The organism is Pararhizobium gei (assembly GCF_029223885.1).
In the GTDB taxonomy this organism is placed as follows: Bacteria; Pseudomonadota; Alphaproteobacteria; order Rhizobiales; family Rhizobiaceae; genus Pararhizobium; species Pararhizobium gei.
The window spans coordinates 1,480,593-1,505,371 of sequence record NZ_CP119409.1 but is presented as its reverse complement, the minus strand read 5'-3'; the positions used below and the strand labels follow the sequence as shown (position 1 = coordinate 1,505,371).

The window sequence follows — 24,779 nt, the reverse complement described above, 5'->3', positions numbered from 1 at the left end:
CGACATTCGCCGCCATGATCAGAACCGTAAACATCGTCCGCTGGTATTTTACGCTGCTCCCATAGGTGCGGCTGACTGATCTCGTTCAACAGGCCGCCATCAGGCGGCTTTTGTTTTTGATGGCACCTGATGGCGGACAAGGCATCAAGGAGCCTCGACAATGCTGCATACGCCCATTTCCACATCACCGCCCCATCTTGCGGCTCGCGCACCGATGGTCACCATCCGCGTGGCCAAGACACATGATCTTGCCGGTCTTCGCGACATGATCGCCGAACTTGCGGCGCATCATGGCGACGCGGCCGCCGTGACGGCCGAAAGCCTGGAGCGGGACCTGTTCGGACCCCTGCCCTGGATCAGCGCCCTCGTGGCAGAAGCGGCCGGCGAGCCGATCGGCTATGCCATTCTTGTGCCGCTCTACAGGGCGCAGCAGGGCATGCGCGGCATGGAACTGCATCACCTCTACGTCCGCCCTGCCCATCGCGGCACCGGCATCGGCCGACATCTTGTCGCCAAGGCCCGCGAGCAGGCGCGCATGGCGGGCGCCGCCTATCTTTCCGTCAGCGCGGCGACCGGCAATTTCCAGGCTCACCGCTTCTATGAGTCGGAAAACTTCACGCCCGGCCCGGTGACCGGCATGCGGTATCTGCAGACGCTGGCGTGAACGGGATTCAGCGAAGGAGGGAGACGGTGCAGGCAAGGCCTTCCAGACTTGCCCAAGCCCGATCCGTGGTCAAAACCACTGCTGCGTTACGATCGGCAAGAGCCAGGCAGGCGCGATCGGCGAAGGAAAGACCGAGACGCCGACGTTGCTGGCGAAGGCCGGCGGCGGTCTTCGCCTCAGTCACGTCGAAAGCCACAACCTCCAGCCCCAACGCGCCAAGCAGCGCAAAGGCTTCTTCGGGGTTCATGCCTTTGTCAATCAGCTTGGTGCCGGCTTCCGAATAGTTGACGGCAGACACACGACCGATGGAGAGATAGGCAATCGCCTTGTCGGCACCGGGCTCGGCAAAGGCCATCGCCAGCAGTGCCGATGCGTCGAATACGGCTCCGCTCATTCCGCCTGCGCCTCGGCACGCCGCTCGGCGATGAGTTCATCCGACACGAGAGAACCGCGTGGAACGAGGTCCTGTGTTCGTCGCTGAAGCTGAGACAGTGCTGCCAGCGGCGAGATGATCCGCAATTCACCATCGACCACGGACGCCGTTGCCCGGCCATCTCCATCCAACATCATTGCCCGTCGCATATCCGCGGGAACGATCAGATGCCCATCCGGCGAAATGGTAATTGGCCGGAACGCCACCGCGCCGGCAACCATCGCCTGCGGTTCCCCTTGCTCCTGTTGATCTCCTGCAACTTGCATGCGGGACTGCAATTCCTTTTTCCAGTGGGAGTATTGCGTGAAGCCTGTTCCTTCTTTGCCGTCTTCCGCAAGATAGAGATTGACAACCTCACGGCCCGACGGAATTTCGCCCTTTCGGGCAAAAAGCTCGTCGCAGATTTGCCAGATGCGGGCTTTTTCCGAACCCGGGCGGACTGAGACATGCAGCATGTTCATATTACCCTCCTTTTGCGAGAAAGAGAGTATGCATCATCTACTTTATAAAATAAACATTAAACGTAAAACATAACGTTAAATTCTGTTCCTGAGGCAGAGCGGCGACACGACCGTGCCGCTCCGCAGCAAATGACTACAGCGAAGGCACCGCCTTCAGATAGGCCGCGATCGCCTCGCGGTCGCTGGCCGGGAGTTTTGCGAGGTTCTGCTGAACCTCGACCATCGAGCCGCCGACGGAATCGAAATCGGGTGTAAAGCCGGTTTCCAGGTAGTTGGCGATATCGCTCTCGCTCCAGGAGCCGATGCTCGTCGATCCCGGCGTGATGTTCGGAACGATGCCCTCGCCCTCCGGGTTCGGTGCGCCGGCCAGCCAGCGGTCAGCCTCAAACCCGCCCAAGGCATTGCGCGGGGTGTGACACTCCCCGCAATGGCCGGGACCTTCGACAAGATACTGACCGCGGGCGATCTTCGGATCGGTGGTATCGACTGTCACCCGGGGCTTGTCGGTGAAGAACAGCAGCTTCCAGCCGCCGAGGGAAAGGCGGATGTTGAAAGGGAACGGCAGATCGTGCGGTGGCGCCACATTGGCGCTCTTCGGCAGTGTCCGGATGAAGCCGTAGAGGTCGTTTATGTCCTTCTGCGTCAGCCTCGCATAGGAGCCGTAAGGAAAGGACGGATAGAGATGCTCGCCGCTTTTCCCGACGCCGCGGGTCATGGCATCGCCGAATTCCGCCAGCGTCCAGCCGCCGATGCCGGCCTTTTCGTCCGGCGAGATGTTGGGAACGTGGAACGTGCCGAACGGGCTGGTGAGCGGCAGGCCGCCCGATAGGACGAGCTTCGCGTCGCCCTCGGATTTCGGCGCAGCATGGCAGCTGACGCAGCCGCCGGCCCAGAAGATGTGCTCGCCATTGGCAAGATCAGCTTCGCCCAGTCCCTGCCAATGGGACGCTGGCCAAGGTTCGGGCTTCGTGACGAACCATGCGCCGCCGCCTACGATAACGCCGACAAAAAGAACGACGGACGCCAGTTTTCGAAGCCTCGTGCCCATCGTCATCTCCTGCGGCCTGTCTCGTCATACAGGATCTGGTGCGCCAGCAGGGCCGGCACACCCGATCATTCGCTTGGCTGGTGAAGCTCTACCGCTATTTTTTGACGCGATAGAGCTGATGACAGCCGCCGCAATTCTTTCCGAGCACTCCGGCCGCTTCGCCGACAGCCGCCTGGTCGGCGGGAAGCTGGGCGAGCAGCATGTCGGCGTCCGTGCCGAGCTTTGCCGCTTTAGCCTTGAAGTCATCCATATTCTCCCAGATCTTCGGGCTAGCCTCGGAGCCTGCTTCCGAACCGGCCGGAAACTGGTCCGGGAAAGCCTTGATACTTGTGCCGATGGTCGTCAGTGCCGTCTTGACCACCTCGGCATCATAGGGCTTTTCGCCCTTGGCGATACCGGCCAGCGCGCCCATCGAGCCTCCGATCTGCTTCATCAGGCTTTCGCGGACCTTGACCGGATCATCGGCAGCGACCACTGCGCTCACGCCGCAGCCGGCAATCACCAGCGCCGATAGTATCGTTTTAAGCTTCATGTCATTCTCCCGCTCTGCCAGATTCCGTGGCGGATCGCCATGCGGCGTCTCTCTTGTCGATGCGCCGGCATGATTACATTTTAAGCTCCTGAAGAAAGTAACATTTACTTGAATTCCCCTTTATCCCGCCGGGATAAGGCCATGAAAACGCTCTGCCTTGTCTTCGGACTGGGCTTTGCCACCCGCGGGGCGCGGCTCGAAAAGCCGCTCGGGCGCTGCATAACGAACACAATTTGCACCCTGGCTTTGGCGCGCGGACTGCCAGCGCCGATTGCGCTCCAGTTCGAGTATTCCCTGGCCGAACGCGGCGTCGAGAACGAGCATATCGCACTGGCATCGGAATTTGGCATGGCGATGGTGCCCAGGAGCCCGCTCGGCGGCGGATTTTTTTCCGGAAAATACCGGCGCGACGATCCAGCCAATGTCGCCGGCAACCGCCCGCCGGAACTTCCGGACGGAAAATCGGAAGAGACCACGGACGCCTTGCTGCAGGTGGCCGACGAGACCGGGACGCCGCCAGGATCGCCCTTGCCTGGCTTTCAACGAGGCCGGTTGTCGGACCGGTTCTGATCGGCGCCAGCCGCGCTGCCCAGATCTATCCCCGGACGCTGTTCACGCCTTTCGTCAAACGTTTCGCCTTTTCCGGCACCGACGTCGCGGCGTGGGGATCACGCGGAACAAAGAAAGGCCGCGAAGCAGACGCTTCGCGGCCTTTCGTCATCGATCATCTGCGTCGTTCAAGCAGCGGCTTCGTACAGTTCCAGCACGTAATCCCAGTTGATCAGGCTGTCGACGAAGGCTTCCAGATATTTCGGACGGGCGTTGCGATAGTCGATGTAATAGGAATGTTCCCACACGTCGACACCGAGGATCGGCGACGCGCCGTGGACCAGCGGGCTTTCGCCGTTCGGGGTCTTGGAGATTTCGAGCTTGCCACCCTTGACCGAGAGCCAGGCCCAGCCGGAGCCGAACTGCGTGGTGCCGGCTGCGATGAAATCGGCCCGGAACTTGTCATAACCGCCGAGATCGGACTTGATCGCCGCATCGAGCTTGCCCGGCAACTGCGTTCCGCCGCCACCCTTCTTCATCCACTTCCAGAAATGCAAATGGTTGTAGTGCTGGCCGGCATTGTTGAACAGCGGCTGGTTGGTGCCGTAGGACTTCTTGACGATCTCCTCGAGCGAAAGGTCGGCAAAACCGGCTTCCTCGGCAAGCTTGTTGCCGTTCGTCACGTAAGCGAGGTGATGCTTGTCGTGATGATACTCAAGCGTCTCGCGCGACATGTAAGGCGTCAGCGCGTCGTAATCGTAAGGCAGGTTCGGCAATTCGAAAGCCATGGTGGTCTCTCCTCTTTTCAGGTGGGTTTCATGAAAGCCGGGTTGGAATTCATGAAGGAATTCTGTGAGGTGGAACATAGGCACCACCAACGCCGCAGGCAACAGTTGCCCTGTCAAAATTCGCCACAGGCTTGGAAAATACTTCTAACGGCCGATTGTTCCTCTTTCGATCTCGGGCACAGAATGGACATGATCCTTCGACAGGTTCGCCGCCGGTGCGGTACGCCCGCCATCGATACGAAAAGACAAAAGGAAACATCATGACTTTCCACAGCCGCGTCACCCTCGCCGTCCTCGTTACCGCAAGCTTCGCCCCTTCGCTGGCGTTTGCCTCATCTGACGACGCCTGGGGCGCGATGCGTGCGGACGTGGCCGAAAAATGCCTGGCGGCGGCGGCCGGTTCGATCGAAAAGCCCCGTGTGGTGGTCGATCCTTTCGGCTCGCAGTCCTTCGGCCTTGCTCTGGTCAGCGGCAAGCCCCAGGGTGCAAAGGGCAGGATCACGCAGATCTGCGTCTATAACAAGCAGACAAAGACCGTGGAGCTTGGCGGCGAACTGACACGAGAGATGTTAAAGGAATCGGCAAAATGACATCGGCACAATCGCGCCTTTGACTTCGGCGGCCGAGCAGCCATAGTTGGACGTCCATCCCTCACCCAGCGCAGAGATCCGATATGCTGTTCCATGGCCTGTCCGCTTTTCCCATCACGCCCGCCGACGGCCATGGACGTGTCGACACCCAGACACTGGGCATCCTGCTCAAGCGCATCGACAAGGCCGGCGCCGATTCCGTCGGCCTGTTGGGAAGCACAGGCTCCTATATGTATCTCTGTCGCGACGAGAAGCGGCGGGCCATCGAAACTGCCGCCGATTGCCTTGGCGGGCGCACGCCGCTCATCGTCGGTGTGGGGGCCCTGCGCACCGACGACGCGGTAGCGCTTGCGCAGGATGCACGGGATGCCGGCGCGCAGGGACTTCTGCTGGCGCCGGTGTCCTACACGCCGCTTTCGGACAATGAAGTGTTCGAGCATTTCGCTGCCGTCGCCAAAGCCACGGACCTGCCGATCTGCGTCTACAACAATCCGGGCACGACGCATTTTTCGATCGGCAACGCGCTCCTGACACGCCTTGCCGCCATACCGTCAATCGTCGCCGTGAAAAATCCGGCTGTGCCAGCAGACGATATGCCGGGAACCCATCTGGCGACGCAGGCAGCCGTTCACGCCGGTTTCGCCATCGGCTACAGCGGCGACTGGCGGGCGGCCGACGCAATCCTCTCCGGGGGCGTCGCCTGGTACAGCGTCCTTGCCGGCCTGCTGCCGGAGCCGTGCGTCAAGCTGATGCGAGCAGCGCAGGGCGGAGACCGCGCCGAGGTTGAGCGCATCAACGCGCTTTTCGAACCGTTCTGGAGCCTGTTTCGCGAACTGAGCAGCTACCGGGTGGTTCACGCCGTCGCCAACCTGCTTGAGCTTAGTCGCTTTGACCCGCCGCGCCCGATCCTTCCGCTGGCGGCAAACGAAAAGCCAAGGCTGCAGGCAGCCTTGGCTGGACTTTCATTGGTCTGATGCACGCCAGCCTGTCAAGACAGTAGACCGACCATGACTGAAGTCCGCTCGCCTGGAACTGCCGGTCAAAACTGCCGGCCACTGATGTTGCTTAGAAACGGGCGCGCGACGGGCGATTATCGTCGTCCCGATCAGGGCAGCGAGGTCCTTCGCATCGCGGACGACCGTCACGCGTTCCATCTCTGTCCCTGTCGCCCCGAACACCGTCCCGACCATCGTTTCTGTCGCGATCGTCGCCCCGGTCCCGATCCGGACCCCTGCCGCGATCATCACTCCGGTCGCGGTCTCTGCCTCCCCGCATGTCCCGGTCGTCATCGCGAACGAAACCGGGGCGCCGATCCGGCCGATAGTCGTTCCGGTCGATGATGACGCGCTCGCGATAGACGGATGGCGGCCGGGATTCGTATGAGCCGCCTTCGCTGACACAACCCGAGATGACAAGGCTCGAAAGCCCGATTGCGATTAAGCTGAAAGCTGATGTGTTCTTCATGGGATCTCCTTCAGGCGGAGATATGGCCCCGTCTTCCAGAAAGGCAAGGTTGCAAGCGGATCGGATCAGGCACCGGCGTGCCGGTCGACCCGCCTGCCTTCCGGGACTGGCGCCGGCTTTCTCGCAAGCCTTGATTTCGCCGGTATTTTAAGGGTTTGTTAAGGCACAACCAGCCGGAGACTGACCCTATGGCGCTTGGCGCATCCCACCGATTGCAGGATGGCATCGATGCCGTCGAGACGATGACGCGGTTTGCGCTCGCGACACTGGCTTTGGCCTCGGGCGTCTATACCTATCTCGGGGTCCGCTCGATCCTCGACGGCTCGGCCACCGCCGTGTTTTTCGCGGCGCTGATCTATTCCTCCGCCGTTTCCGTCGCCATCTACGCCTTCTGGAGCTATATGGCCCGCTTCTATCCGCACGTCACCGGAACCGCCGGCCGCGGCGCGATGATCGGCGTCATGGCGCTCGGCTGCGCGATGATCATCGCCATGTCGAGCTGGCTGAATGCGGCAGCCCTTGCCGGCTCGGCAGCGCTCGAGCAGCATCTGGCGGAGACGGTGGAGGATTACACCGCAGATCTCGACCGCGCCCACCAGAATGCCCTTGCGGCGCAAAGCCTGCTTCCCGACATCCAGCGCACCTCCGAACGTTTCCAGCGCCTGTCCGACCAGGAGCGCGAAAGCGGCGCGCTGACGGGCACCACGGGTGCGGGCAGCGTCGTGCAACTGCTCGGCCAGATGGCAGCGCAACTGAAGGAACTGGAAAACGGCATTGCCGCCTCGCGCGAGCGCGTCACCACGCTGTTTGACGAAGGCAGCACCCGTCTTGCCACCATGCGCGGGCTGGTTTCGGCGCCCGGCGCCATCGATCCGCGCGCCGACCAGTTCGCCGCCGAGGTCGTGGCGCTCACAGGCACCATCACGGCGCTGGAACAGACCTCCATTGCCGCCTCCGTCAAGCGGGCGGCGGAAGACCTGTCGCTCGGCTTCATCGCTCCGGTCGCCAGCGGCCAGGAAGCCGACCTTGCCAACCGGCAGGATCAGGTGATGGAGACGATCCGCACCTCGGTGGCCGCCCAGTCCAAGGTGCTGTCCGAAGCCGCCGACCAGATCCTCACCCGCGAGCCGGTCGAAGAGCGCCGCTTCGTGCCGCTCTCGTCTGCCGCCGCCGTGCTGCGCTATGCCTCGGACTTCATCCCGAGCTGGGCCGGCGCCATCGCCATCGATCTTCTGCCGGCCGTGCTGGTCTTCATGCTGTCGATCGCCCATGGGGCGCTGCGCCGTCAGGAACAGACATTGCCCTTCGCCGAGCGGATCACTGCCGCCGAGCTTCTGGAGGCGCTGGAGGTACAGAAGGCGCTGCAGCGCAGCGGCATCGATATCCAGACGGCGCTGGCCGAAGCAGAGGCCAGGGAGCAATCCAACATCACCAGCCTCGACCTCAAGGGGCCGCGCAAATGATGGACCGCACGCAGCTGCTGAGTTTCGGCCAGCGGCTGAAAGCCTATGCCTTGTCGGTCGACGACGGCATGATGATGCGGCACTTTTTCCACGGGCTGCTGGTGACCTCGCTGGTCTTCATCGTCATTGACTGGCGGGAGCTCGGCACGGCGAACCCGCAGCTGCCCGGCTTCGACCCGATGCAGCCGCAAGCCGTGCCGGTGCTGCCGCCGGCGCTGACCGAGGGCGAGCCGCAGAACGCGCCCTCCGACGTGACGGCCGATCCGGAGACGCTGAAACAGGCGATCCGCTTCGAACTGAAACCGGGCGGTATTTTGCTTGCCGAAGGCGCGATCGACCCCGGGGCGGCAGCGCGCTTCGCCAGCGAAATCGAGGCACGCGGCGAATATGTGAAGACCGTCCAGCTCAACTCCCCCGGCGGCGCCGTCGGCGATGCGCTCGCCATGTCGACGCTGATCCGCGAGAAAAAGCTCGACACACGGGTCGCCAGCGGCGCGCTCTGCGCCTCCTCCTGCCCGATCGTCATGGCCGGCGGCATCGGCCGCACCGCCGAGACGGATGCCGTTATCGGCGTGCATCAGGTTTTCAACGGCTCGAAGGAAAAACTCTCGCCCGAGCGCGCGATGTCGGAGGCCCAGCGCACCACCGCCGACGTCACCCGCCATCTCGCCGAGATGGGCATCAAGCCCGGCGTCTGGCTGCACGCGCTGGAAACGCCGCCGGACCGGCTGTATTATCTGACGGGCGAGGAGATGAAGGAATTCGCGCTGACGACGGAGGGGGCGACGCCGGTGGCGGAGGCGAAGAAGGAATAGCGACGCTTTGCACCATATGCGAAACGGAGACCACTGCACTGCTGGCCGACTAACGCGCCACTTGCGCTATCATCATCACGATCCGTCGAACAGGCAGCAACAACGAAGCCAGTTCTGCCAGTTGATTGATCCCGGGCAGACGTAATACCCAACCTGCAAGGGCTGATATCCCGCCAAGATGCTCCAGCGCGCGGCCGAGCGCCGCTGTGCCAGTGGCATTCAAATCGGCGTCACTGCTGACGTAGCGCAAACGATGACGCGCCAGCGTGGGGCGCACCGGTGCCGTTTCTATCACCAAGCCCTCGGCAGCATGCCGCATCAACCAGGCAAGCAGCCTGGAATCCTGGCCGGAATCGGGGAAATGCAGTGTTGCCGTACGCGCGATATACGGCCTGCCGCGCGGAACCCAATCCCGCACGGCGGCCCGGTACTCGGCCCAGTCTTCCGGCATGGCAAGCGCGATGTGGGTGCGATTGTACCAAGCGGCGAAAATGCCGTCGAAGATCAGGAATGTCACGGGTATCGCCCATGTGGCGGTGGAACCGGTGAGAATGGCAAGCGAGGCCATTACGAGCGCGGAGGTGATCTGCATGGGGTTTGCGATCGACGCGTAGGGGCCGCTGGTCACCACCCTTTTCGGCGGATCATAAGGAACGGGCGTGCCACGTCCGACGAGCGCGAATTCATGCGCCGCAGCCCAACCGATGAGCAGGCAAGGCAGCCCGATCGTCAAGGCACCGATCCAGCGTAAAGCCGATGCAGATTCCAGCACGGCGATGTAGTCCCTGCCCTCCCACGCCAGCACGCAGGCGGGCAAAACCAGAAGCATGTAGCCGCCCCAGCCGAGACCGTGAAAGCAGGTCCTTACAACCGGCTTGCTGTCGGTCTCCGTCAACCGCGCAAGAACCAGACACGGCAAAAGACAGAACAGAATACCCGCGGCCTCGCCAACCAACCAGCTTCTGCCCAGCACAACCAGCGGCTCCAGAAGAGGCATCGAGACTATATCGACAGCAACGAACGTGATGATCATCAACACGGGCGGGACACGCCGCGACAAGATCACAGCCATCGGGCCCCAGAGGATGGACCAGCCAATCCACAGATCGACCGGAAATCCTAAAACAGCAATGGCATCAGGCTGAAAACGCCACCAGTCGAAGCCTTGTGCAGCCATGTTGAGAACGAGAAGTGCCGGCAGTTGCCAAAGGCCGCCGAGCAGCGCCGCAGTCGCCTGTCGCGGAGTGGGCGGAAGGAGGATCAGCAGCAACATCGTCCCGCCAACTGGACCGAGCAACAACGCTGCCCGCGCGAGCGCAATCAGGTCGACGCCCGGATATCCATCAATCATTGCTTCGACCCTCCATCCACCAGCCGATGGCGACGGCCAGCGCGAGCATGGCGGGAACGACAAGGATCATCGGGGCAAGCAAACCGCCGGCGAACGTGCCGACCGCACAACCCGCAGCGGTCATGCGCTTTGCCATACGAGAAACCAGGACCGGCGGATCGGGAGCGAAAGCAAGCGTTATACCCAGCAGCCCCGGCAAAACAACAAGCAGCGCAAGCCGATTCACCGGCCAGACGGTTGCGTGCACGAAAAGGGAGATACCCATGCAGACGAGGTTCGACCCGGCAATGATCTGAGACCAACGATTGCGAAATTGCGGCCGCAGCGGCGACAAGCCGTAGGGATAGTCCGGTCTGCCCTGATATTGCGGCATGCAGCCTCCGTCGTTTCGGCTGCAACCTAAGGGATAATCGTTGAGAATCATATCCTATGAAAGATAAGATTGTCGGCTTGCTGCGGCGACCTTCAAAAGCAAGAAGGACGCATGCAGGGTCCGCCACGCGCCTTCTTCCTGAGAGGTCTGACTACACCGCTGATTGCCGGTGGCGTCACTTGGCGAGGCAAGGGGGAGCGATGCGAACGAAGGAGCCGAGGGCTTGCTGCGCTTCCTATTGGGCCACCTCAAGGGAAACAGCCTCGTTCACCGCAAGCGCGGCCATGGCAAGCGCCGCCTCGCGGGTCTTGGCGGCGGCGACGAAGCGGCCGTTGTGGCAGAAGCTTGCGCCTGCCACCCCGCAGGCGGCCTCCAGATCGCCATTGGTCAGACCCGCCCAGGCGGCCGGCAGATCGGCGCGGTTTTCAAAACCTTCGTCGGCGCGGCGGATGGTGGTCAGGCACCAGTCCCTGTCGCGCGGGTGGACGACGAACAGCAGCTGATCGGCGCCCGCCTTGACGATGGCCGGACGGAACGGCATGCCCATCGGCAATTCCAGAATCCGTCCCTCGCCTGCGTCCATGATGGCCCGGTGCACCAGCGCCTCGGCGCGCAATTTCGCGGCACTCTTGCCGATCCGCGCCTCGACGAAGCTGCGGGCGATCACCAAGGCCGCGTCAAAGGCGCGGTCGCCTGCTTCCGGATCGGTTTCGTCGAAAACAGGCGTCAGGGTCTCCAGCAGCACCGGCAAGGTGAGCCCGCCCAAGAGACCCGCCACCGACGGGCTGAGCGCACCATTGTCCGTCAGATCGACCGGCAGCACGAAGCCGGCGTCGAACGAGGCATGGAGATCCTCGACATGCCCTTCCGGAACACCGGAAGCGGCGAGATAATCCCGGCCGAAATGCTTCCAGATCAATCCGAACGAACTGTAGGGTTGACCATCCTCCCGCAACGGTGCGCCGCGCTGGTGGTGATCGAAGATCCGCGCCCCGGCATCATAGGCGCCGCCGACATCATAGATGATGCGATCGGTGCCTGGCGAAATCCAGTCCGGCGCCCGGCTGCGAACGATGCGCGCCAGCGGGAAAAGCCGGGTGAGGACGACGCTCGACAAAAGCTCATCGGCATGGAAGCCACCGGAATGGGTGACGAGGAAGTCTGGGGTCATGCCGGATGCGCCTTGGGTTTTGTGGGAGTGGGGTTGGGTTGGGTTGGGTTGGCATCAGATAGCCTTTGAAGGGGGGCAGGCTCAAGGCGTGTTTTGGGTGGGTTGGAGATTTTCCGGGGAATGCATATTACAGCTATGCAACAGTTGCGGTCATCGATCAGATAATACCAATTATGCGATCAATCCCCGCTGCTATTGGGCGGGGGATATTTTGAAATCAATTATCCATTTAAGTTTCGTTTTATCACCAGAGACATAGTCGGAAATTGAAGTTGCGAGCTCATTGACGTGTCGCAGCGGAACGACATAATCGAATACATTTGCCATTACGCGTAGTGTCTCAGAGGTCCAATCTCCATCTACAACTAAAATTGCAAGCATTTCTCGATGTTTACCTTTCCAATTTATCGCAGAAAACATCTTATCTTTTGCATATAGAGAGGCGTGTCGTGAGGAAGATTTGCGAACCTCAATAAATGCTAACGGGGAAATTTCGTCAGGAACAACAAAATCTGCACGTATATCATAAACAACCCCACTCAAATTGGCATATTCGTTCTCACGCTTGAAGGTCACCTGAGCGCGAATCAATGCGCTTTCAACTATTGACTCAAGCATGACACGGCCAATTAGGTCGCGCACGATCCCCTCTAGCGTAGACTCTAGGCGCTGTAAGATTTCGCCCTCCCGAATATTTTGGGCGTCAACTCTTTGAGTTAAAATTTCTGCTAATCGTTTCGATGCCGGACCGATATATTATTGTCGGAAACGCTACCTATCTGTTTGATTAGAGCCGCTTTACTGAATATTCCGGCTAAGTGTTGGAGTAGCGGTAATGTGTGAGGGTTCGCCTTTATGAAAGCCGGCGTCCAAACAGTAAATCCGTCTGTTCCGGCTTTAATTTCTTCAAGATATCGCATGCCAGCTCCGCGAATATTTGTATAAACACCCGCGGTAATTCCAGCTTCAACATCAAGCGGGACTGCACGACGGCGTTCCCATTCAAGCACCACCGCTTTTGGTGAGGTGTCTTGTGTTGATGAATTGATGCCCGCAAGAAGGATTACGGCTTTTCTAACAGTATCAACTGCCTCTTCCGACACATTGGTAAAACCATTAGTCGCTTCGGCAAAGACGAGATAATCCGAGATGCAGTTTCGAATTTCAGCATCGGCAAGCTGGTATAGAGTATGCATTACGCGACCCCAAAAATGTAGTACTCGCCAAGACCTTCATCTGATCCAGCTCTTTTGTCTAAAATCCATCGGTGACCGCGAGGACGTATCATTTCGCATTGGACGTCCTGAAATCCAATCTCGATCATGATTTCAGCGAGCCATTGAGGTGCGGGAACATGAACACCGTAAAGTGCCGCGTCTGAAACCATCATATGGAATGGGGCACCTGATTTTAGAGTACGATATGTTTCAGCCAGCACCTTTTGCATTTGGCTCAGGTACGGGTATATCAAAAAGTCATACTCTTTTTTTCCAGCCTTTTCTTTGCGGCGGGCTACGAGTGTCGTGACTACCTTATCGGCCGCTTGACGCACAGAGATTGGCAAGCTATCGCGGTAATGTTGCTGCAGCGGCTTGTGGCCTTTGAGCGCAGTTGTTGTATTTACAACAAGTTGAGACCGCACCTTGTTCGAAATATCCGACCAAGATGATGCCATTTTCCAGAAATACAAATACATTCTGGTCATTTCAGCAAAATCGAAATTGTTTAGATACGGCGGCGAAGTTACAACTATATCTATTGAACTATCTTCCTGCTCTGTCATTGATTCTGATGAGCGAGCATATATCTGAATATCAGTGCCGTTAGTGGTAGCGTCAACGTGATCTGATAAAATAATAGACATTACTCTGGCTAAAGCATCTTTAGGAGACAGCGGCTTCTTTGATGATGTGGGTGCTTTATAAATTCCGTCTGTGGCGGCAGAACAGCAGTGGTCCAAAATCCGAGATAAGATAAGTATGGCTAGCGGATTATTTGAAAGGCCATCATTTTCAAGCTCTACCCTTGCAGAATTGAGAGCCGAAAGCGCTTTTGGTTCAACCAATTTGCTTAAAAATGCAATCGCGGAGTCAGATAGTGGAGAATGCTCGACTGGTTGGTCCCCGATCCCACGCTCAATCGCGGTTTGAATTCTAGGAAGATCAGACCAGTAATGTGCGCTGTTGGCTTTTGCTTCGCTTATGACAGCGAAAAATGGATGGGGATCGTAGGCGGCAGCTGAGATACCGATAAGGCGTGCAGCTACTGGTGCCGTTCCACAGCCGGAGAACGGATCGAGAAGACGCATTTCTCGGCGAGGCGCTTGTCCGGTCATCTCAACGCAGGCATTTACAAGTTCGGGAGAAAATCCCGCAATGAAGTTGAACCACCTATGGACGGCATGGGCACGGGTGGTGGTATTGGTTGGTAGACGCTCTACCGCAATAGCTTTGAACGAGGTGTCTCGAAGAGTTTTGAGATTTGACAGCACGGGTACAGACCAATTTCTTGAATGCTTTATGATAAAGCGTTTTTCCTGTCATGTGCATAAATCAAGATTTATGCACCACTTTTCCAGCCCTGCAATCTCAATAGCTTGCACGGTGCAAAGGTCAGGTGCAGTGCAGTTTTAGCGTATTGCCGCTTCGGGTCGAATGCACCCGCCCTTCCAACAGCAGCAAAAAGCCACCCGCACCCCGCGGATGGCCGACCTGCTCCCCCTCACAAATCCTGCCCACCCTCCGAATGCGCCCAGTCCATGTACAGATCCTTCGCCTTCGCCGCGACTGGGCCGGGTTGCAGGTCGCGGTCTTCCAGCCGGGTGACGGGGACGACCTTTGAGTAATTGCCGGAGGTGAAGATCTCGTCGGCGGCTTCGAAGTCGGAGAGGGTGAGGCTTGTCTCGACCACCGCGAAGCCGGCGTCGCGCAGGAGGGCGATGACGCGGGTGCGGGTGATGCCGGCCAAAAAGGTGCGGTTGGCGGCGGGGGTATAGACGACGCCGTCCCTGACCATGAACACGTTGGAGGAGCCGGTTTCGGCGATGTTGCCGAGCATGTCGCGGACCAGAGCGTTGGAGAAGCCGCGCTTGCGGGCTTCCATCAGGATGCGGGCATTGTTGGGATAAAGGCAGCCGGCCTTGGCGTCGGTCGGCATGCTTTCGATGGTCGGGCGGCGGAAGGGAGACAGGGTGAGCGACTGGCCGCCCGTGCCTGCAGGCCCTTCGCCCATGGGGGCCTCGAACAGGCAGAGCGCGAAGCGGGTCGAGTCCGGATCGACGGCGACGACGCTGCCGGGCATGCCGTGCTCGCCCCAGTACATCGGCTTGATGTAGAGGGCGGTGGCGCCGTCGAATTTCTTGACGCCCTCCCAGGCGAGCGCCTCGATATCCTGCGCGGACACCACGGGCTCAAGACCGAGCGCGAGCGCCGAGCGGTTGACGCGCTGGCAGTGGAGATCGAGGTCCGGCGCAATCCCGTCGAACCAGCGGGCGCCGTCGAACACCGTCGATCCCAGCCACATGGCATGCGAGGTGGGGCCTATCAGTTTGGGATTGCCGGACAGCCACTCGCCATCGACATAGGTCCAGGTGGCGCTGCGGGCGGATGTATCGACGGTCATGGCAGTCTCCTGTTTGTCCGGTTCTATCCTATTCGCCTTAGCCGGGAAATCGAGAAACGGGGGTGATGGATACATCAAAAAAAGTCATGGCGGCAATCGCGGCTGTTTCCGAGCTCCGTCTTTGAGGAGAGTTTACCCCCCTCTGTCACTGCGCGACATCTCCCCCACAAGGGGGGAGATCATTCTTTTCCATCGTCGGCCCGTTGCTCATTGGCCTATTGTAAGGGACGCATGATCTTCGCGGCCAATCTCCCCCCTTGTGGGGGAGATGTCACGAAGTGACAGAGGGGGGTTACGCGCCGCATGCTCAGTCTGGCATGGTAAAGGAAACAACCCCGAACAAAGGACCCGCCCGATGAAAGCCATGTATTACGACGCCTTTGGCAAGACGCCGGAGATCCGCGTGCTGCCGGACCCGGTACCGGGCGATAACGGGGTCGTCGTCAAAATCGAGGCGACCGGGCTTTGCCGCAGCGACTGGCATGGCTGGATGGGGCATGATCCGGATATCGCCCTGCCGCATGTGCCGGGCCACGAGCTCGCCGGAACAATTGCCGCCACCGGCAAGGGCGTGCTGCGCTACACGGTCGGAGACAGGGTGACTGTGCCTTTCGTGTCGGGCTGCGGCCGCTGCGGCGAGTGCCATTCCGGAAACAGCCAGGTCTGCATCAACCAGTTCCAGCCGGGCTTCACCCATTGGGGGTCCTTTGCTGAATTCGTCGCGATCGACTTTGCCGACCAGAACCTCGTGCCCCTGCCGGAAAGTCTGGATTTTGAGACGGCCGCCAGCCTCGGATGCCGCTTTGCCACCTCGTTTCGCGCCATTGTCGATCAGGGCCGGGTGCGGGGCGGCGAATGGGTGGCGGTGCATGGCTGCGGCGGCGTCGGCCTGTCGGCGATCATGATCGCCACGGCAATGGGCGCCAATGTGGTGGCGATCGACATCGCCGAAACAAAGCTGTCCTTCGCCCGCGAGATCGGTGCCGTCGCCACCATCGACGGCAGCATCACCGGCGATGTCGCCGAAGCCGTCCGGGAGATTACCGCGGGTGGAGCGCATCTTTCCATCGACGCGCTCGGCTCGCCCGTCACCTGCTTCAACTCGATCCGCAACCTGCGGCGGCGCGGCCGCCATGTGCAGGTCGGCCTGATGCTCGGCGAGCATGCGAGCCCGCAGATCCCAATGTCCCAGGTGATCGGTAACGAGCTTGAAATCTATGGCAGCCACGGCATGCAGGCCTGGCGCTACGCCGACATGCTGGCGATGATGGAGACCGGCAAGCTCGATCCGAAAAAACTGATCGGCCGCCATATCAGCCTGGAAGAGGCGATCCCCGCCCTGACGACGATGGACACCGCCCAGGATCTGGGAATCAGCGTCATCACACGGTTTTGAAAGCAGCGAGAGACAGTCAGTCAGGAGCGGTTTCCTACAACCCTGCCGCTTCTTTTGTCCGCGAGCTGCCCTATATAATACCAAAGCGGCAATGCGTCGTCTTTACGGAGTGGAATAAATGGCTTCATCCATGCTTATCAGTATTCTCATTACTTTTCTCGTCATTGTGCTTGTTCTCTATCTCGTCGCACGGCTGCCGATCGACGCCCGCGCCAAGCAAATCGTCCGGGTGATCGTGATTATCATCGGTATTATTTCGCTGTTGAAATATCTCGCCGTGTTTTAATTTGGCCGGGAGAGCAATCTCCCGCCTATCCCCTGCAACTGTCAAAGCGAGTTCACCTGTCGATGGCAAAAAATGACAACAGTACCGCCCCCAAACCTACAGTGCGCAGAAACCAGGACGAAACCTCCGCGGCCGCTTTGAGCATCATCAATGCGGAACTGATCGCGCGAAACAAGAAAACGGCGCTGCTGAAAGCCCTGCGGCTTAACCAGGAGCCTCCCGTCGAACAGAAACCGGTCAAGAAGGCGGCCGGCAAAAAGAAGTGAGACTGCGCCGGTCGCCCGACCGGCTGCTTCTTCAAGACCTGCTTTTACCCTTTCAGCTTTTTGCGCTCACCGCTATTTTGGTCTCGCTGGTAGAATCACGAGGCAACCCATGGCACTTGCGGCTGAAAAGCAGGCGGATGCGCTTTATGCGTCGCTGCTGAACACCAACCCTGCTCATCCGAACGGCTGGCCGATCCGCGTCATCGTCGCATCGCAGACCGAGGCGCGTCACAACCGGTCGCTCTGGGCGCCGACCCATCTGATTTCCATCCGGGCTCCGGGCACGAAACTGCTGTCGATGATCGACCTTCCGGAGGATCGGCATCTGGAGCTGATATTTTCCGACAGCGCTGACCCGGACGAGCCCGGTGTCGCAAGTCCGGAGGCAATCGCCGCGAGCTTCGCCTTTATCGACACCTTGCCTGAAGATGCGCGTCTTCTCATCCATTGCCTGCGCGGCATGGGGCGGTCGACGGCGCTGACGCTCGGCATTCTCTCACGCTACATGGATCCGGAAGACGCTGCCGCCTGTCTGCATGCGCTGCGGCCGGAAGCAAAACCGAACCGGCATGTGACGGGACTTTGCGACGCAGCCCTTGGTTTGAAGGGCCGGCTTGCCAAGCAGGCGCTGCGGTTCCCGGCGAAGGTCTGGAAACCGGCGAAGCGTTGACCCGATACGCCATTGTGCGACGCACAAATTTTTGACATGATCCCGGACAAGAACCGTGAGCAAGCGGTGCGCGCGCAGGCGCGGCGGGAGGGTTTGATGTCTTACGCGGCCTATGTTTTCGATGCCTATGGCACTTTGTTCGACGTACATGCGGCGGTGCGGCGGCATGGGGCGGCGATGGGGCCGGACGGCCAGGCCTTTTCCGATCTGTGGCGGGCCAAACAGCTCGAATATTCCTGGATCCGGACGCTGATGGGCAACTACACCGATTTCTGGACGCTGACCGAACAGGCGCTCGACTTTGCGTTCGCGCGCTATCCGTCGATCGATCCGGCCCTCAAGCCGGCCCTGCTTGACGCCTACTGGCATCTCGACTGTTATCCGGAAGTGCCTGCCGTGCTCAAGAGCCTGAAGGACCGCGGGGCGCGGATCGCCATCCTGTCGAACGGCACGCCGCAAATGCTGCAATCGGCAGTCGACAAGGCCGGGTTGACATGGATCATCGACGATGTGTTTTCGGTCGAGACCGTGCGAAACTTCAAGACCGCGCCCGCCGTATACGACATGGTAACGACGACATACAGGCTTTACCCGGGCGCCGTATCCTTCCAGTCGTCCAACCGCTGGGATGTCGCGGGCGCTACCAAATTCGGCTACCGCACGGTCTGGATCAATCGCGGCAACGCACCGGACGAATATGCCGATTTCGGCCCGTCGCTGATCCTGCCGTCGCTGGACAGTCTCTGACGGGAAACACCAAGGCGAACCGCTCGCCGCAGGAGACACGATATGTCCTGGTCCGCCGAACAATATATGAAATTCGAGGATGAGCGCACGCGACCGGCGCGCGACCTGTTGAACCAGGTGCCGAACCTGCCGGAAGGCTGTGTCTTCGATCTCGGTTGCGGGCCAGGCAATTCGACCGAACTCATCCAGGATCGTTTTCCGGCCTACAGGGTCACCGGCATAGACAGCGACGAGAACATGCTGGCGGCGGCCCGCAAGCGGCTGCCGCATATCCGTTTCGACAAGGGCGACCTGACGCAGTGGCGCCCGTCCGAGCCCTCCGTGCTGTTCTTTGCCAATGCGGTCTTCCAGTGGCTGCCGGACCATCTGGCCATTTTCACGCGCCTCATGGACGAACTTGTGCCGGGCGGCACGCTGGCGGTTCAGATGCCGGACAATCTCGATGAGCCGACGCATACTCTGATGCGGAAACTTGCTGGGGAACCGCGGTTTGCGGCGTGTTACGGCGACCGGGTCCACCGGTCTCCCCTTCCCAATACCGCTCTTTACATCGACCAGCTGACGGACAAGGCGATCAAGGTGGATGTCTGGCACACGATCTACTACCATCGGCTCGCCAATGCCGAGGCGATCGTCGAATGGGTCAAGGGCACCGGCCTTCGCCCCTATCTCGACCCGCTGCCGAAAACGGCACGCGACGCCTATCTCGCCGCCTATCTGGAGGGCATCCGCGAAGCCTATCCACCGCTTGGCGACGGACGCGTGCTGTTGAAGTTTCCCCGCCTTTTCCTGATTGCCGTGAAGCGGTGACGCTTAGCCTGCCGGGGCTTGACCGATCCCGTGAAGCAGCCTGATTTCGTCGGCAACGAGATGCTGCAGGCGCCAGAGATTGCGGTCGCGGATACCGAACGTCTCAAGATGAGAGACCGTGTTGTAGAGATATTCGGCGCCTGAGCCGAAATGGCCGCAGGCGCGGGCGAGAATGCGGGCGACATCGCTCAAGGGCTGGCGCGAAACGATCCTTTCCCCGGTGGCGCCGGCCCAGAAGCCGAGCGCGCGGCAGGGGCCGTCCTGCGTGGCGACATTCAGCCAGCGCACGGCATCCCGATTTTCGACGGCGCTGACTTCGCGGCGCAGCATCCGCTCGATCTGCGCAACGCGGTCATCGTCGGGCAGCCGGTAGATGACGCCGTCGCAACGCCCGCCGCGCTCCAACGCCATCATCAGGCCCGGCTGCTCATGCGAGCCGCGCCAGCGGTTGATGTGCAGGCAGAAGGAGCGGTGCCAGCCGAAGGCAGTGGCGCGGCGTTTGTCGATCGCCTCGAATTCCGGCTTCCAGATCAGGGAGCCATAAGCAAAGATCCAGAGCGGCGCACCATGGCTTTCGCGGTCCAGGCTTTCGGCAAGCTCGCGATACTGCGCGTCGGTAAATGCCGTCCAAAGCCCATCCGGGCCGGGATCATCGAGATCGCGGTGGCAGAGCGCCACCAGATCGGGCGTCAGCGACATTCTACGGAGTGGTTTTGTCATGGTGGCATCGGGCGGTGTCATAGATAATATTTAAATGCTGCGCTGCCACATTGCCAGAGGCAGCCTGCCAGTCAAGACCCGCGCGAGATCCGCGTCCCATCATACGCGTTCGGCAAGAAAATCGACAAAGGCGCGGATACGGGCGGCAAGATGCTCGTGGCCGGCAAAAACGGCATGAATTTCCTCCGGCTCTTCAGGGTTATAGCCAGCCAGAACCTCCACCAGCCTGCCTTCGGCAATGTCCTTTTCAACATGGAATTTGCCGACGCGGGCGACGCCAAGATCGCGCAGGCAAAGCTGCCGGGCGATCGAGCCGCTGGCCGCCCTCAGATTGCCGGGTGCGGGGCTTGTATAGACCGTGGCGCTGCCTGGGTCGCGAAACGGCCATTCCCCAGGCGTCCTTCCGAAGGTGAAGGTTATGCAATTGTGCCCGGCAAGATCGGCCGGCGTCTCCGGCACGCCATGCGCCGCGATATAATACCAACCGTCACTGATTAGAACCCTTGCGCCCATTTGCGTCGGCCGATTGACATGATCTTCCATGGTCGTTGCTGGAGGGTTCTCCAAGCGTAGCAGCAGTGGTCGACGATATCCTCGTAGGATTTGAAGACTCGGTTTGAGAGCCAGTTGTCCCTCATGAACTGCCAGATGTTTTCGACCGGGTTCAACTCGGGCGATTTGGGCGGCAGTGGCAGGATGGTGATGTTTTCTGGAACGACGAGATTGTTGGACATGTGCCATCCGGCCTGATCCATGATGAGGACGGCGTGTGCATGAACGGCGACGTTGCGGGATATCTCGATCAGGTGCTGGTTCATGGCATGGGTGTCGCACCACGGCATGACGAGAGCGGCGGCCTTGCCGTGCTTGGGACAGATGGCACCGAAGATATAGGCCGATCGGGTTCGCTGGTCGTGCGGCGCGGACGGCCTTGAGCCCCGCTTGGCCCAACGACGCGTGATCTTGTTCTTCTGGCCTATCCGGGCTTCGTCCTGGAACCAGATTTCGATTACTTTGCCCTTGGCGGGACCTGCGGCGATTTCTGCCACAGCGGCGGGGAAGTTTTTTTAAATGCCTCGGCCGCCTCGGCATCCTGCGCATGATGTCTTGGGCGAGCCGAGAGCTTGCGATAGCCCATGGCACGCACTTCGCGGCCCAGGGTCTCCTCGCTCACCGAGATGCGGAACTCTTCCCAAATCCATTGCGCCAGATCACACAGACGCCAGCGAACGACTCCATCCAGATACGGGGTCGGTCCGCGCTCTATGGCTTGCGCCAAAGCCGTTCGCTGTTCATCGTTCAGGAGAGAAGGTTTGCCCGGGGCCTTGCCGTTGATAAGGCCGGCGGGACCGCGTTCATTGAAGCGCACCACCCAGTCGCGCACGATCTGAACCGTCACACTGCCAAGCCGGGCGGCATCGGCGCGTGAGCCGCCATCATAGATCGATGCAAGTGCCAGAAGCCGCCGTGCCTGATCGGCATCGCGTGTCTGCCGAGCCAGAAGCCGCAACCTGGCTCCGTCGAAGTCCGATCGCAAAGAAATCGCTGAACCCATCACAAACCTCCAGTTTGCATCACAGATTCAGATTCGTTGGCTGCTGGGAATCCCCTTCAGAGTCATGCTCACTGACGGTTGGTATAACGGGGTGTGGCGAAGGTTATCCGATGGGTGCTCAGCAGCTTGCGCGCCTTGAGGGTGGAATCGCGCAGCGGGCCGGCACGGATGGCCACATCGGTGCGCTCCTCGATCAGGTCGATCAGTCCGTCCGTCAAGGACAGTTCCAACTGGACCTCCGGATAGAGCGCCAGGAACTCGCCGGCCAGTGGCAGGATGTAGCATTCGCCGAAGCCGACCGTGGCGTTGACGCGCAGCAAGCCCCTTGGTTTCGCCTTGCCGCCATTGGCGACCACCTGCTCCGTTTCGGCGATATCGGCCAGAATACGACGCGCGCGGGAGAGGTAGATCTCACCTTCCGCCGTCGGAACCAGCGAACGCGTGGTGCGCACCAGAAGCCGGGTGCCGAGCCTCTCCTCCATGCGGGTGACCAGTTTGCTGACGGCCGATGGGGATAGTTTGAGGCGCCGGCCTGCGGCAGAAAAACTCTCCAGCTCCGCTGCCGCAACGAAGACTTCCATTTCGCCCGCCCGGTTGTCCATCCGTCACCTCTATGAATTCATTTCACAAGCACTTATCTATTTCCATGGATTATCAAGCAAGTCCCAATAATCCATATTCGAAGCAACGGAAACCCGGCGCGACATGCGCCAAACCAAAGTCCGCCCTTGCGACGGACGACACAGGTGCTCCCATGCCTCTTGCCCTCTACGCCCTGACGATCGCGGCCTACGCGATCGGAACCACCGAATTCGTCATCGTCGGCCTGTTGCCGACCGTCGCGACGGATCTCGGCATCACCCTGCCGCTTGCCGGACTGATCGTCTCGATCTACGCACTCGGCGTCACCTTTGGCGCGCCCATCCTGACCGCTTTGACCGGGCGGATCGAGCGCAAGCCGCTGCTTATCGGGCTCATGGCGCTGTTCATCGCCGGCAACACCTTTGCTGCGCTCAGCCCTTCCTATGAGATGCTGCTCGTCGCCCGTGTGCTCTCGGCCTTCGCCCATGGCGTGTTCTTCTCCGTCGGCGCGACGATCGCCGCCGATCTTGTGCCGGAAAACCGGCGCGCTTCGGCGATCGCGCTGATGTTCATGGGCCTGACCGTGGCCATTGTCACCGGCGTACCGCTCGGCACGTTCATCGGGCAGACTTTCGGATGGCGCGCCACCTTCTGGGCCGTTGCGGGCCTTGGCGCCGTGGCCCTGGCCGCAATCGCGCTCCTCCTGCCCTCGACGCTGTCGAAGGCCGCACCCGCAAGCCTTTTCGATCAGCTGCGCGTTCTCGGCTCCGGCCGGCTGCTGCTGGTCTTCGCGATGACCGCGCTCGGTTATGGCGGAACCTTCGTCACCTTCACCTATCTCGCACCGATGCTGCAGGAGGTCACCGGCTTTGCCGCCTCCTCCGTCAGCCTGGTGCTGGTGCTCTACGGCCTCACCATTGCCGCCGGCAACATCATCGGCGGCCGGGTCGCCGACCGCGATCCGGTGAAGGCGCTGACCGTGCTGTTTGCCGCGCAGGCTGCCGTGCTGGTGATCTTCACCTTTACCTCCGTCTCGGCCGTGCCGGCGCTGATCACGCTTGCAGCGCTCGGTTTCCTGTCCTTTGCCAACGTGCCCGGCCTGCAGCTCTATGTGGTGCAGCTTGCCAAGCGGCATCGTCCGGGCGCCGTCGATGTCGCCTCTGCGCTCAACATCGCCGCCTTCAATCTCGGCATCGCCGCTGGCGCCTGGATCGGCGGACTGGTCGTCGCCTCGCCGCTCGGACTGCAGGCCACACCCTGGGTCGGCGCGATCCTCGTCTCCGGCGCATTGGTGCTGACGGTGATCAGCGGCATGCTCGACCGCCCGGCCGTCTCGGAAGCCTCCGCCTGAACCCTGCATCCCCATAAGAAGGACGACGATCATGGACTATCGCAATCTCGGAAGATCCGGCCTGAAGGTCCCTGTCCTGAGCTTTGGGGCCGGCACCTTCGGCGGCTCCGGGCCGCTGTTCGGGGCCTGGGGCAATACCGATATCGACGAGGCGAAGCGCCTTGTCGACATCTGCCTAGACGCCGGCGTTACCCTGTTCGACACCGCCGACGTCTATTCAAACGGCGCATCCGAGGAGGTGCTGGGGGCCGCGATCAAGGGCCGCCGGGACGCGGTGCTGATCTCCACCAAGGCCAGCCTTCCCACAGGCGACGGGCCGAACGACTGGGGCTCGTCGCGCCGCCGGCTGATCCGCTCGGTGGAGGCGGCGCTGAAGCGTCTCGGCACGGATCATATCGACATTTTCCAACTGCACGCCTTCGATGCGAGCACACCGGTCGAGGAAGTGCTGTCGACGCTGGACGATCTCGTGCGGGCCGGCAAGCTGCGTTACATCGGCGTCTCGAACTTTTCCGGCTGGCAGATCATGAAGTCGCTGGCCCTCTCGGAAAAACATGGCTGGTCCCGTTACGTCGCCAATCAGGTCTACTACTCGCTGATCGGCCGCGACTATGAATGGGATCTGATGCCGCTCGGCCATGATCAGGGGCTCGGGGCGCTGGTCTGGAGCCCGCTCGGCTGGGGACGCCTGACCGGCAAGATCAGCCGCGGCAAACCCCTGCCCGAAGGCAGCCGCCTCCATGAAACAGCCAACTTCGGGCCGCCGGTCGAAGAGGAACATCTCTACCGCGTCGTCGATGCCCTGCAAGACGTTGCGCAAGAGACGGAGAAGACCGTGCCGCAGGTCGCGCTCAACTGGCTGACCCAGCGGCCGACAGTCTCATCCGTCATCATCGGTGCCCGCAACGAGGAGCAACTGCGCCAGAACCTCGGTGCAATCGGCTGGTCGCTGACGGCGGCGCAGATCGCAACGCTGGATGCGGCCAGTGCCGTCACCGCGCCCTATCCACACTTTCCCTATCGCCGTCAGGAAGGTTTTGCCCGGCTCGATCCGCCGCTCGCAGGCTGACCAA

29 protein-coding genes and 2 pseudogenes are annotated in these 24,779 nt (G+C 60.7%); 14 read left to right on the top strand and 17 right to left on the bottom strand.

Annotation, left to right across the window (positions count from 1 at the left end; genetic code table 11):
* Positions 1-160: 160 nt before the first annotated feature.
* A complete protein-coding gene (locus PY308_RS07130; protein WP_275789597.1) occupies positions 161-664 on the top strand; it encodes a GNAT family N-acetyltransferase in 504 nt (167 codons plus the stop codon).
* A 7-nt stretch (positions 665-671) separates the two neighbouring features.
* Here PY308_RS07130 and PY308_RS07125 read toward each other — a convergent pair whose 3' ends face one another.
* The 4 genes from PY308_RS07125 to PY308_RS07110 form a co-directional block, all read right to left on the bottom strand.
* The gene (locus tag PY308_RS07125) at positions 672-1,058 is read right to left on the bottom strand and encodes a type II toxin-antitoxin system VapC family toxin (RefSeq protein WP_275789596.1); all 387 of its coding nucleotides are present in this window, start codon (positions 1,056-1,058) and stop codon (positions 672-674) included.
* Positions 1,055-1,558: a hypothetical protein gene (locus PY308_RS07120; protein WP_275789595.1), complete on the bottom strand. Its 504-nt coding sequence runs from the start codon at positions 1,556-1,558 to the stop codon at positions 1,055-1,057. Before PY308_RS07120 ends, PY308_RS07125 begins: the two co-directional genes overlap by 4 nt.
* 133 nt (positions 1,559-1,691) lie before the next feature.
* Complete coding sequence (locus tag PY308_RS07115) at positions 1,692-2,606, bottom strand: c-type cytochrome (RefSeq protein WP_275789594.1); 915 nt, start codon at positions 2,604-2,606, stop codon at positions 1,692-1,694.
* A 94-nt stretch (positions 2,607-2,700) separates the two neighbouring features.
* Positions 2,701-3,138: a c-type cytochrome gene (locus PY308_RS07110; protein ID WP_275789593.1), complete on the bottom strand. Its 438-nt coding sequence runs from the start codon at positions 3,136-3,138 to the stop codon at positions 2,701-2,703.
* A 141-nt stretch (positions 3,139-3,279) separates the two neighbouring features.
* Here PY308_RS07110 and PY308_RS07105 point away from each other — a divergent pair, with 141 nt between their 5' ends.
* Complete coding sequence (locus PY308_RS07105; protein WP_275789592.1) at positions 3,280-3,708, top strand: aldo/keto reductase; 429 nt, start codon at positions 3,280-3,282, stop codon at positions 3,706-3,708.
* A 167-nt stretch (positions 3,709-3,875) separates the two neighbouring features.
* Here the strand turns inward: PY308_RS07105 and PY308_RS07100 are convergent, their stop codons facing one another.
* Positions 3,876-4,475: a superoxide dismutase gene (locus PY308_RS07100; protein WP_275789591.1), complete on the bottom strand. Its 600-nt coding sequence runs from the start codon at positions 4,473-4,475 to the stop codon at positions 3,876-3,878.
* A gap of 260 nt (positions 4,476-4,735) precedes the next feature.
* On the opposite strand from PY308_RS07100, the gene PY308_RS07095 reads away from it, so the two are divergent.
* The gene (locus PY308_RS07095; RefSeq protein WP_434064210.1) at positions 4,736-5,065 is read left to right on the top strand and encodes a hypothetical protein; all 330 of its coding nucleotides are present in this window, start codon (positions 4,736-4,738) and stop codon (positions 5,063-5,065) included.
* An 83-nt stretch (positions 5,066-5,148) separates the two neighbouring features.
* Entirely contained in the window at positions 5,149-6,039 is an 891-nt protein-coding gene (locus tag PY308_RS07090) for a dihydrodipicolinate synthase family protein (RefSeq protein ID WP_275789589.1), read from the top strand.
* A 91-nt stretch (positions 6,040-6,130) separates the two neighbouring features.
* On the opposite strand, the gene PY308_RS07085 is transcribed toward PY308_RS07090, so the two are convergent.
* On the bottom strand, positions 6,131-6,529 hold the full coding sequence (locus PY308_RS07085; protein WP_275789587.1) for a hypothetical protein: 399 nt from the start codon (positions 6,527-6,529) through the stop codon (positions 6,131-6,133).
* Between the two features lie 188 nt (positions 6,530-6,717).
* Between PY308_RS07085 and PY308_RS07080 the strand changes: the two genes are divergently transcribed.
* Positions 6,718-7,992: a hypothetical protein gene (locus PY308_RS07080; RefSeq protein ID WP_275789585.1), complete on the top strand. Its 1,275-nt coding sequence runs from the start codon at positions 6,718-6,720 to the stop codon at positions 7,990-7,992.
* Positions 7,989-8,807 carry a COG3904 family protein gene (locus PY308_RS07075; RefSeq protein WP_275789582.1) on the top strand — a complete coding sequence of 273 codons (819 nt, stop codon included), beginning with the start codon at positions 7,989-7,991 and terminating at the stop codon, positions 8,805-8,807. The genes PY308_RS07080 and PY308_RS07075 overlap by 4 nt, the downstream gene beginning before the upstream one ends.
* 49 nt (positions 8,808-8,856) lie before the next feature.
* Here PY308_RS07075 and PY308_RS07070 read toward each other — a convergent pair whose 3' ends face one another.
* The 7 genes from PY308_RS07070 to PY308_RS07040 form a co-directional block, all read right to left on the bottom strand.
* Positions 8,857-10,158, bottom strand: coding sequence for a methyltransferase family protein (locus PY308_RS07070; RefSeq protein ID WP_275789580.1), 1,302 nt, complete (start codon positions 10,156-10,158; stop codon positions 8,857-8,859).
* Complete coding sequence (locus tag PY308_RS07065; RefSeq protein WP_275789578.1) at positions 10,151-10,531, bottom strand: hypothetical protein; 381 nt, start codon at positions 10,529-10,531, stop codon at positions 10,151-10,153. Before PY308_RS07065 ends, PY308_RS07070 begins: the two co-directional genes overlap by 8 nt.
* A gap of 235 nt (positions 10,532-10,766) precedes the next feature.
* Complete coding sequence (locus PY308_RS07060) at positions 10,767-11,702, bottom strand: MYG1 family protein (RefSeq protein ID WP_275789576.1); 936 nt, start codon at positions 11,700-11,702, stop codon at positions 10,767-10,769.
* 192 nt (positions 11,703-11,894) lie between these two features.
* Positions 11,895-12,344, bottom strand: a complete 450-nt coding sequence (locus tag PY308_RS07055; RefSeq protein WP_275789574.1) for a hypothetical protein — start codon at positions 12,342-12,344, stop codon at positions 11,895-11,897.
* Between the two features lie 86 nt (positions 12,345-12,430).
* Entirely contained in the window at positions 12,431-12,898 is a 468-nt protein-coding gene (locus PY308_RS07050; RefSeq protein ID WP_275789571.1) for a hypothetical protein, read from the bottom strand.
* A complete protein-coding gene (locus tag PY308_RS07045) occupies positions 12,898-14,193 on the bottom strand; it encodes a class I SAM-dependent methyltransferase (protein WP_275789569.1) in 1,296 nt (431 codons plus the stop codon). Before PY308_RS07045 ends, PY308_RS07050 begins: the two co-directional genes overlap by 1 nt.
* Positions 14,194-14,423: 230 nt before the next feature.
* Complete coding sequence (locus tag PY308_RS07040; RefSeq protein WP_275789567.1) at positions 14,424-15,323, bottom strand: branched-chain amino acid aminotransferase; 900 nt, start codon at positions 15,321-15,323, stop codon at positions 14,424-14,426.
* A 355-nt stretch (positions 15,324-15,678) separates the two neighbouring features.
* Between PY308_RS07040 and PY308_RS07035 the strand changes: the two genes are divergently transcribed.
* The 6 genes from PY308_RS07035 (at position 15,679) to tam (ending at position 19,498) form a co-directional block, all read left to right on the top strand.
* Entirely contained in the window at positions 15,679-16,719 is a 1,041-nt protein-coding gene (locus tag PY308_RS07035; RefSeq protein WP_275789565.1) for a zinc-dependent alcohol dehydrogenase family protein, read from the top strand.
* A 118-nt stretch (positions 16,720-16,837) separates the two neighbouring features.
* A complete protein-coding gene (locus PY308_RS07030; RefSeq protein WP_275789563.1) occupies positions 16,838-17,005 on the top strand; it encodes a Thivi_2564 family membrane protein in 168 nt (55 codons plus the stop codon).
* Positions 17,006-17,067: 62 nt separating this feature from the next.
* The gene (locus tag PY308_RS07025; protein WP_275789561.1) at positions 17,068-17,271 is read left to right on the top strand and encodes a hypothetical protein; all 204 of its coding nucleotides are present in this window, start codon (positions 17,068-17,070) and stop codon (positions 17,269-17,271) included.
* A 109-nt stretch (positions 17,272-17,380) separates the two neighbouring features.
* Positions 17,381-17,941 (top strand): phosphatase, encoded by a 561-nt coding sequence (locus tag PY308_RS07020; protein WP_275789559.1) that lies wholly within the window; start codon positions 17,381-17,383, stop codon positions 17,939-17,941.
* 96 nt (positions 17,942-18,037) lie between these two features.
* Positions 18,038-18,688, top strand: a complete 651-nt coding sequence (locus tag PY308_RS07015) for a haloacid dehalogenase type II (RefSeq protein WP_275789556.1) — start codon at positions 18,038-18,040, stop codon at positions 18,686-18,688.
* A gap of 42 nt (positions 18,689-18,730) precedes the next feature.
* Positions 18,731-19,498 carry a trans-aconitate 2-methyltransferase gene (tam, locus tag PY308_RS07010; protein ID WP_275789553.1) on the top strand — a complete coding sequence of 256 codons (768 nt, stop codon included), beginning with the start codon at positions 18,731-18,733 and terminating at the stop codon, positions 19,496-19,498.
* Positions 19,499-19,501: 3 nt separating this feature from the next.
* Here tam and PY308_RS07005 read toward each other — a convergent pair whose 3' ends face one another.
* The 4 genes and pseudogenes from PY308_RS07005 to PY308_RS06990 all read right to left on the bottom strand — a co-directional run.
* Positions 19,502-20,218 (bottom strand): gamma-glutamylcyclotransferase, encoded by a 717-nt coding sequence (locus PY308_RS07005; RefSeq protein ID WP_275789552.1) that lies wholly within the window; start codon positions 20,216-20,218, stop codon positions 19,502-19,504.
* Positions 20,219-20,317: 99 nt separating this feature from the next.
* Positions 20,318-20,695, bottom strand: a pseudogene (locus PY308_RS07000) (LysR substrate-binding domain-containing protein); the annotation flags it as partial.
* 17 nt (positions 20,696-20,712) lie between these two features.
* Positions 20,713-21,773 (bottom strand): IS630 family transposase gene (locus PY308_RS06995; protein ID WP_275782665.1). Its coding sequence is split into 2 segments (ribosomal slippage): positions 20,713-21,281 and positions 21,281-21,773, totalling 1,062 coding nucleotides; the frame shifts between segments, so codons are not numbered across the junction.
* A gap of 74 nt (positions 21,774-21,847) precedes the next feature.
* Positions 21,848-22,375 (bottom strand): annotated as a pseudogene (locus PY308_RS06990) (LysR family transcriptional regulator); the annotation flags it as partial.
* Positions 22,376-22,527: 152 nt separating this feature from the next.
* Here PY308_RS06990 and PY308_RS06985 point away from each other — a divergent pair.
* Both PY308_RS06985 and PY308_RS06980 read left to right on the top strand, forming a co-directional pair.
* Positions 22,528-23,706, top strand: a complete 1,179-nt coding sequence (locus tag PY308_RS06985; RefSeq protein WP_275789546.1) for an MFS transporter — start codon at positions 22,528-22,530, stop codon at positions 23,704-23,706.
* A gap of 31 nt (positions 23,707-23,737) precedes the next feature.
* Positions 23,738-24,775 carry an aldo/keto reductase gene (locus tag PY308_RS06980; protein ID WP_275789542.1) on the top strand — a complete coding sequence of 346 codons (1,038 nt, stop codon included), beginning with the start codon at positions 23,738-23,740 and terminating at the stop codon, positions 24,773-24,775.
* Positions 24,776-24,779: the final 4 nt, after the last annotated feature.

What these genes read in the sequence shown, in the direction of transcription:
- PY308_RS07130 (WP_275789597.1), top strand. Translation starts at nt 161, where the DNA reads ATGCTGCATACGCCCATTTCCACATCACCGCCCCATCTTGCGGCTCGC.
- PY308_RS07125 (WP_275789596.1), bottom strand. Translation starts at nt 1,058, where the DNA reads ATGAGCGGAGCCGTATTCGACGCATCGGCACTGCTGGCGATGGCCTTT.
- PY308_RS07120 (WP_275789595.1), bottom strand. Translation starts at nt 1,558, where the DNA reads ATGAACATGCTGCATGTCTCAGTCCGCCCGGGTTCGGAAAAAGCCCGC.
- PY308_RS07115 (WP_275789594.1), bottom strand. Translation starts at nt 2,606, where the DNA reads ATGGGCACGAGGCTTCGAAAACTGGCGTCCGTCGTTCTTTTTGTCGGC.
- PY308_RS07110 (WP_275789593.1), bottom strand. Translation starts at nt 3,138, where the DNA reads ATGAAGCTTAAAACGATACTATCGGCGCTGGTGATTGCCGGCTGCGGC.
- PY308_RS07105 (WP_275789592.1), top strand. Translation starts at nt 3,280, where the DNA reads ATGAAAACGCTCTGCCTTGTCTTCGGACTGGGCTTTGCCACCCGCGGG.
- PY308_RS07100 (WP_275789591.1), bottom strand. Translation starts at nt 4,475, where the DNA reads ATGGCTTTCGAATTGCCGAACCTGCCTTACGATTACGACGCGCTGACG.
- PY308_RS07095 (WP_434064210.1), top strand. Translation starts at nt 4,736, where the DNA reads ATGACTTTCCACAGCCGCGTCACCCTCGCCGTCCTCGTTACCGCAAGC.
- PY308_RS07090 (WP_275789589.1), top strand. Translation starts at nt 5,149, where the DNA reads ATGCTGTTCCATGGCCTGTCCGCTTTTCCCATCACGCCCGCCGACGGC.
- PY308_RS07085 (WP_275789587.1), bottom strand. Translation starts at nt 6,529, where the DNA reads ATGAAGAACACATCAGCTTTCAGCTTAATCGCAATCGGGCTTTCGAGC.
- PY308_RS07080 (WP_275789585.1), top strand. Translation starts at nt 6,718, where the DNA reads ATGGCGCTTGGCGCATCCCACCGATTGCAGGATGGCATCGATGCCGTC.
- PY308_RS07075 (WP_275789582.1), top strand. Translation starts at nt 7,989, where the DNA reads ATGATGGACCGCACGCAGCTGCTGAGTTTCGGCCAGCGGCTGAAAGCC.
- PY308_RS07070 (WP_275789580.1), bottom strand. Translation starts at nt 10,158, where the DNA reads ATGATTGATGGATATCCGGGCGTCGACCTGATTGCGCTCGCGCGGGCA.
- PY308_RS07065 (WP_275789578.1), bottom strand. Translation starts at nt 10,531, where the DNA reads ATGCCGCAATATCAGGGCAGACCGGACTATCCCTACGGCTTGTCGCCG.
- PY308_RS07060 (WP_275789576.1), bottom strand. Translation starts at nt 11,702, where the DNA reads ATGACCCCAGACTTCCTCGTCACCCATTCCGGTGGCTTCCATGCCGAT.
- PY308_RS07050 (WP_275789571.1), bottom strand. Translation starts at nt 12,898, where the DNA reads ATGCATACTCTATACCAGCTTGCCGATGCTGAAATTCGAAACTGCATC.
- PY308_RS07040 (WP_275789567.1), bottom strand. Translation starts at nt 15,323, where the DNA reads ATGACCGTCGATACATCCGCCCGCAGCGCCACCTGGACCTATGTCGAT.
- PY308_RS07035 (WP_275789565.1), top strand. Translation starts at nt 15,679, where the DNA reads ATGAAAGCCATGTATTACGACGCCTTTGGCAAGACGCCGGAGATCCGC.
- PY308_RS07030 (WP_275789563.1), top strand. Translation starts at nt 16,838, where the DNA reads ATGGCTTCATCCATGCTTATCAGTATTCTCATTACTTTTCTCGTCATT.
- PY308_RS07025 (WP_275789561.1), top strand. Translation starts at nt 17,068, where the DNA reads ATGGCAAAAAATGACAACAGTACCGCCCCCAAACCTACAGTGCGCAGA.
- PY308_RS07020 (WP_275789559.1), top strand. Translation starts at nt 17,381, where the DNA reads ATGGCACTTGCGGCTGAAAAGCAGGCGGATGCGCTTTATGCGTCGCTG.
- PY308_RS07015 (WP_275789556.1), top strand. Translation starts at nt 18,038, where the DNA reads ATGTCTTACGCGGCCTATGTTTTCGATGCCTATGGCACTTTGTTCGAC.
- tam (WP_275789553.1), top strand. Translation starts at nt 18,731, where the DNA reads ATGTCCTGGTCCGCCGAACAATATATGAAATTCGAGGATGAGCGCACG.
- PY308_RS07005 (WP_275789552.1), bottom strand. Translation starts at nt 20,218, where the DNA reads ATGACAAAACCACTCCGTAGAATGTCGCTGACGCCCGATCTGGTGGCG.
- PY308_RS06985 (WP_275789546.1), top strand. Translation starts at nt 22,528, where the DNA reads ATGCCTCTTGCCCTCTACGCCCTGACGATCGCGGCCTACGCGATCGGA.
- PY308_RS06980 (WP_275789542.1), top strand. Translation starts at nt 23,738, where the DNA reads ATGGACTATCGCAATCTCGGAAGATCCGGCCTGAAGGTCCCTGTCCTG.